Below are 6567 nucleotides of genomic sequence, written 5' to 3'. Positions count from 1 at the left end.
GCGGCGGTGGCCGTACGGAAGCCTCTTCAGATCCGCGCGCGCAGGCTGAGCCGGAAGGTGCGCGGCTCCATCGGATGCACGAGCCGTCCGTTGATGCCGTCGCCGTTGTTGCAGCCCGCGCCTTCAGCGCGCGTGCAGGCGGCGCCCCAGTACTCGATGTCGTTGGCCTTGGTGTCGAAGAGGTTCAGCACATCCAGCCCGAGCTGCCAGCGGTCGCTGAGCTGATAACCCAGACGCCAGTTGGCGGTGAACACCGCCTTGGACTTCTGCGTGCCGGTCTCCTCCAGCGCATACGCGCCGAGGTAGCGCAGCTTGAACCCGCTCGACCACGGCCCCGGCGGTGCCCAGTTGGCCGACATCGACGCCGACCACGGCACTGCGTTGGGGACGCGTCTGCCGCTGCCGAACTCAGTGTCCGTCGCCTCGACGAACCGCGCCCTGGACCACGCCACGTCCGCATCGATCAGCCAGTCGCGGCCGACCTGCACGTCGTTGGACCATTCCAGCCCCAGACGCTTGGACGCGCCGCGCGCCTCGGTCACGCCCTCGTCGCCGACGAACACCAGCTCCGACGCCAGGTTGGCCTGCCACAACGCCAGGCTGGTGGTCCATCCCCTTACGGGCCTGGTGCGCGCACCCAGCTCGGTACTCTTCGTTCGCGCCAGCAGCGGCAGACGGTCCACCTCGCTGCCGTCGGCGGGATTCATCGTCGACGTCGCGCCGCGCGCATCGTTCGAGCGGAACGCCCGTGCCCAGTGCAGGTAGACCTCGGTGTCCGCCGCGACGCGTGCGATCAGCCCCAGCTTCGGGCTGAACTGCGACTGGCTCGCCTTGCCGCCGTTGTCCATGTTGAACTCGCCGTCCGTCGGCGTGACGGTGGCCCGCATCGTGTCCCAGCGCGCGCCGACGGTGCTGCGCAGCCAGTCCGTCCACCGGCTGCCGAGCTCGACGAAGCCGCCGACGCTGTCCTGGCTGACGCGGTCCTCGCGCACGGTGTGCGTGCGCACGCGGTCGACGGTGTCGTACAGCCCCAGCGTGCCGATCTTGTCGTGCCGCCACTGCAGGCCCCAGGTCACCTGCTGATTCGCCGGCAGCCAGGCGGCCGGCAGTTGATGCTTCAGCGAACCGCCCCACAGCTTGCGGTGATCGGCCTGCTCATGCTGGTCCCCATCGGGACCGTTGATGAACCCCGACGGCGCGGAGAACAGGTTCAACGCGTAGTCCACCACCCACGCATCGGCCGTCCACTGCCCGCTGCCCTGGTTGTAGGCGAAGCCGCCGCTCAGGCTGTGGCGATGCGTGCGCCCGCCGTCGTTGGCGATCAACGTGCCGTAGCGGCCGATCTCGCCGCTGGCCATGGCGCGCTCGGGCACGTGCTCGCTGGCGCGCCACGCGGCGCTGTAGCTCAGCAGGTCGACGTGCGCGCCGTTGCGTTCGTCGCCGCGCGTCAGACGCAGCACCGCGTTGCGGCGATGCAGATCCTCGGCCTGATCCCACGGACCGTCATAGACGCTGCCCTCGACCGCGCCCAGCATCGACCAGCCGCCGCCGACCTTCGTGCTGCCCGCCGCCAGCGCGCGCCGATAGCCGTACGGTCCCGCCGTGACCTGCGCGAAGGGGCGGTCGATGTCGCTCATGTAGCCGATGCGCGAAGCGCCGGTCGTCGCGAAGTCGCCGTCCTCCGCGTTGAACGCGCCTTTGCGGTAGCGCAGGCTGTCGACCAGTTCCGGGATCAGGAAGTTCAGATCCATGTAGCCCTGGCCGTGCGCATGGCTGGCCATGTTCACCGGCATGCCCAGCACGAAGGTCGCGAAGTCGCTGCCGTGGTCGAGGTTGTAGCCGCGGAGGAAATACTGGTTGGCCTTGCCGTCGCCGCTGTGCTGCGTGACGGTCATGCCGGGCATCGCTTCCAGCAGCTCGGCCGGACGCAGCAGCGGGCGCAGCGCAAGGCGCTCGACGCCGAGCTCGCCCTCGGAGGCGCTCTCCGCCTCGCCCAGCTGCGCGCGGCTGCTGATGCGGACGGTGTCGAGCGTGCGCGATGCTGCGGGCTCGGCGGCATCGGACGTCGCTGCGCCCTGCGCCTGCGCAACGCCTGCGAGCAGAGCGATCGCACTGGCGACCGCGGTGATCTTGTTGTTCCAGTTCATGCGCTTCCCTGAGGGATCCAGTTGTTGTCGTTCTGAAAGAGAGCCGAACCATCGCGCGGGTCGTCGGCAGAGCGCGAGGCGTTCGATCGACGCGATTGCCACATCGCGCCGCCCCACATCAGCAGCGCCATCGCGATCCAGGCGAGCGCCTGTTCAAGCCGCTGCGCGGCGGGCGCGGCGGGCGTCGGCTTCCGCGGCTCCGGCACGCGCTGCAGCGCGAGCCCGCGCACGGTCGGCACCGGCGGAACGGCGGGCGTCGCGCGCTTTTCAGGCGGCTTCGCGGTCTTCGCGACGGGGGGCGCGGCAGGCGCCGTTGGTTGAACGGCCGGCACGTCCTGCGGCAACTGGTCCGCCGTCCACCGACGCACCGCGGCCAGTTCGTTGTTCAACGGCGCCGCCGTCGTCAGATCGCGGTACAGCGAGGCGATCTCCTGCTTCGTCTGCGCATCCGGCTTCCAGTAGCCCATGCGTTCGGCCTGCACCATGCGCTCCAGCGCCTGCGCATAGGCCTGCGGGTTCTGCTTGAGCCAGTCCGGCACGCCCAGCTTGTGCTTGTCCTTGACCAGCACGTCGTAGAAGCTCTGCCAATGGTCTGCGCGCACGGTGCCCGGCGCGATGCTCTGCCAGCCGAAGCTGTACTGCACCGCCTTGAGCACCTGCAGCGCGCCGGACCAGCCTTCCGCCTGCTGCGCCTTCAGCCAGCCGGGGTGCAGGTAGCGGCCCTGCATCTCCAGCGCGATGGCCTGCGCGGCGGTCTCGGTGTGCTGCTCGGTGGCGTCCTGCAACTGGCTCACGTGCAGGGCGATGCTCTTCGTGCTGCCCGCGACCTTCGCCGCCGCGGCCAAGCCGCCGAGGTACTGGAACGGGTCGTCGCTGCTGACCATCGCGTAGAGATGGCTGCTGCGCGACATCAGCGCAGCGTCGGTGTGGCGCAGGTGCGCGCCGAGCGCCTGCTGCGCCTGCGCGGTCGGCACGCTGAGCGGTTCGCCGTCGACGTAGGGCTGGCTCATCGTCGACAGGAAGAGCTGGCCCAGGCGCGGATCGGTCTGCCCGTCCTTGCCTTTCAGGCCGTTGTCCTGGACCGCATCGGCGATGCCGGTGCCGTAGTCGCCGGCCGGATTGCCGAACACGCGGGCCTGCGCCAGTGCTTGCGCCTGCGCGGGCTTCAGCCCGGCCTTGCGGAGCTCGCCCGCGATCGCGCGGTTGTTGCTGGCGATGGCGTTGTCGGACTCGGCCTCGCCGGCCGCAGCGACGGCCTGATCGATCAGCTTCATCAGCGCCGGAAACTGGTCGCGATAGGAGCCGGTGATCGACAACAGTACGTCCACGCGCGGACGGCCGAGTTCCTTCGGACTCAGCAGCTTGATCGACGTCGGCCGCCCGGTCGTGTCCCACACCGGCGTGGCGCCGAGCGCCACCAGCGCCTGAGCTTCCATGATCCCTTGATGGCGCAGCGTCTCGCCGGCCCACAGCGACAGCGCGAGCCGCTGCGGCGCGGTACCGGCTTGGGCCTGCTCCTCGTACCAGCGCTTGAACAGCGCCTGCGCGGCCTCGAAGGCCTGCTTCGTCGGAAGCCGGTTGGGGTCGAGGCCCGTGAGGTTGCGCCCCGTCGGCAGGCTCTCCGGATTGCGCAGCAGATCGCCGCCGTACGCCGCCGGAATGAAGCGCCCATCGAGCGCACGCAGCAGCCCGGGCATCTCTCCCTCGGTGGAGAGCCGCGTCGACATCTCCTGTGCGCGCAGCGCGAGCTGGTACAGCGCGGCCTGGTCGATCGGCTTGCGGGCGGCGCGGTTGGGGACGAAGGCCTCGATGTCGGACGAGGGGCGCAGATCGAGCTTGCTCGCGGCCTCGGGATCCTTCAGCGCGACATCGAGCCAGCGTGCCGGTCTAGCCTTCGCGACGCCTTCATGATTGATGAGGAAAGCTTCGTCGATGTCCTCGCCGAGCGCCTCGATCAGCGGCACGCGCAGCAGCTGCAGGAGGGATCCGCGGCGCTGCTCCTCGTCCGGAACGACGCCGAACACCGCCAGCCCCTTGGGCTGCGAGCTCTGCGCCAGCCGGTCGAGATAGGGATGCAGCAGCTCCAGATACCCGCTGAAGTTCGCGGCGATCTGCTCGGCGCTCCACCCCAGGTCGCGATGCAGGTTGTGCTCGACGAACTGCTGGACCATCTGCCGCTCCATCCCCTGCCGGGTCGGCCCCGGATCGACGGTCTCCCACTCATGCATCAGCTCGTGCATGTGGGCCATCTGCGCGTTGAATCCGGCCGGCGCGAAGCTCGGCGTGCGATGGCTCACCATCAGCGCGCGGCCGCGTCGCTTGGCGGTGAGCGCCTCGCCGAGGTTGTCGACGATGTAGGGATAGATCACCGGCGTGTCGCCGAGCGGCAGTCACACGGGGTCCATCACGTCGGGCCCGCGGAGCTTGCCCGGCGCCCACTCTTGCGTGCCGTGCGTGCCGAAGTGGATGATGGCGTCGGCCTGCCGCGCCCACAGGTAGGTGGCGAGGTAATGATGCGACAGCGGGGTCTTGCTGCGATGCATGAACGGGTCCTGCCCGTTGCGCAGCGTCTCTTCGCGCGGCGGCTGCGGCAGCACGGTGAGCGCGCCCCGCTTGAGGCGCGGAATGACGAAGACCGGCTCGCCGCGCACGCGCAGCACATAGCGGCTGCTGGCGGGCGACCCCCAGCGGGCGACGATGGGATCGCGCACGGCCCTGGGCAGCGCGTCGAACCACGCGGTGTAGCGTGCAAGCGGGAGTGCCTCGGCCTCGTCGGCATCGAGCAGCGCCTGCAGGTCGGTGCCCGGGTAATACGCGGACAACATCGGCTTCAGGCCGGAGATCCAGTCGGCTTCTGCGATCGGCGTGACGCCGTAGCCTGCATCCTTCAGTCCGGTGCTCACGCGCGCAAGGCTGCGCGGCACGTTGAGGAAGGACGCGCCGAAGTTGCTGCCGCCGGGCGGATAGTTGTAGACGAAGGCGACCAGTCGCTTGTCGGCGTTTGCCTTGGTCTGGAGCGCGACCCAGCGCGCGGCCTTGCCGGCGACGCTGGCGGCCTGGCGCTCGATGAGCTCGGGCTCGCCGCGCTTCGGATGCGCGACGACGACGACCGGATCGATGAGCCCGGCCGCTTCCGGCTGCGCGAAGTAGAACGGAATGTCGGCCTGTGCGAGGCCGGTCTCGCTGCCTTCCCACACGGACGCTTCATCCTGCCGGTAGGGCTGCGTCTGCAGTACGGGGACGCCCCAGCGCTCGAAGGTCGGCTGCAGGGTCGCGCCTTGCGGCAGCAGGCTGTGGTTGACGATCACGCGGGCCTGCACCTGAGCATCGCGTTCGAGCAGTTCCGACAGCGGCTTGTCGCTGAGCTGGCCGCTGAACGCGGCGTAGGCGAGCAGCCCCTGCTGGCGGAACATCGCGAGCCAGCGGTCCAGCCACGCGGTGTTGCCTTGGACGAAGTGGTAGCGGTGCAGCAGGATGGCGACGGGTTCGCCGCGCAGTCCCTGCTGCGCGGCCCAGGCGCGGAACTCCGCCGCGTCGACGAAGAGCTTGGGCGCGCCGGGGTAGTGGATGCCGCGCTGCGGGATCAACTGCGGCGGACCGAGATCGGGCGCCGACTTGCCATCGAGCTGCGCTCGTGCGACGGCGAACGCCGCGCGCGTGTTCACGGGACCGCCGGCCTGCAGATAGCCGCGCAGGCTGCGATCACTCGCCGCGGGCTCGCCGGCGGGAATCCACAGCACGCGCTGGGCGGGCAGGGCGGTGCGTTGCAGCGCGGCATCGACGATCTGATGCAGCCGCGCTTCCGCCGTCGGGTGCGGGACGTCGATCCAGACGAGGTCCGCGTCACGCAACGCGCGGTCGAGCGCCGGATCCCTGTCGACCGGCGCACCGCGCAGCGGATACTCGATCTGCTTCACGTCGAAGCCGAGGGCCTTGCCCTCGCGCTCCAGCAGCGCATGCTTGGCGGCGGGCGTGATGTCGACGCTGAGGAACAGCACGCGCGAGGAGACGCCGGCCGCCTTCGCAGTGTGCGCGATGCCCGCGGCGCTCGCCCGAAAAGGCGTGAACGCGCACAGCCCCAGGACCGCGACCGCGAAGCCGCGGGCCAGCAAGGACACGATCCTCATGGCTTGGGCGCTTCCCCGGCTTCAGGCACGTAGATGATGGAGCCGTCCTTCATCTTGTACGCGACGCCGGCACGCTCACCCTGGCCTTCGGCGTTGCCGCCGTTGCCGCGATACTTGATCTCCTGGCCGTCCTTGCGCACGATGATCTCCATCCCGGGCTGGCCCGGATTGCGGATCACCGTCTCGTCCGCATGCGACTGCTGCTGCAGCGCGACCGCGGTGAGCAGCGCCACGACGAGCACGAGGAACACGTCCACCAGGTTCACGGCGGACAGCATCGGATCATCATCCTC

General features: G+C 69.8%; 2 protein-coding genes and 1 pseudogene. All 3 read right to left on the bottom strand.

Going from position 1 to position 6567, the window contains the following annotated elements; genetic code table 11:
• Positions 1-26 precede the first annotated feature (26 nt).
• Complete coding sequence (locus PV762_RS17730) at positions 27-2147, bottom strand: TonB-dependent receptor (protein WP_421036325.1); 2121 nt, start codon at positions 2145-2147, stop codon at positions 27-29.
• Positions 2144-6274, bottom strand: a pseudogene (gene cobN / locus PV762_RS17725) (cobaltochelatase subunit CobN). The gene PV762_RS17730 and the pseudogene cobN overlap by 4 nt, the downstream one beginning before the upstream one ends.
• Positions 6271-6552 (bottom strand): DUF2149 domain-containing protein, encoded by a 282-nt coding sequence (locus tag PV762_RS17720; RefSeq protein WP_421036324.1) that lies wholly within the window; start codon positions 6550-6552, stop codon positions 6271-6273. The pseudogene cobN and the gene PV762_RS17720 overlap by 4 nt, the downstream one beginning before the upstream one ends.
• Between the last annotated feature and the right edge of the window lie 15 nt (positions 6553-6567).

It is taken from the genome of Mitsuaria sp. CC2, from assembly GCF_048957715.1.
GTDB lineage: Bacteria > Pseudomonadota > Gammaproteobacteria > Burkholderiales > Burkholderiaceae_C > Roseateles.
This window is presented reverse-complemented; position numbering and strand designations above follow the sequence as displayed.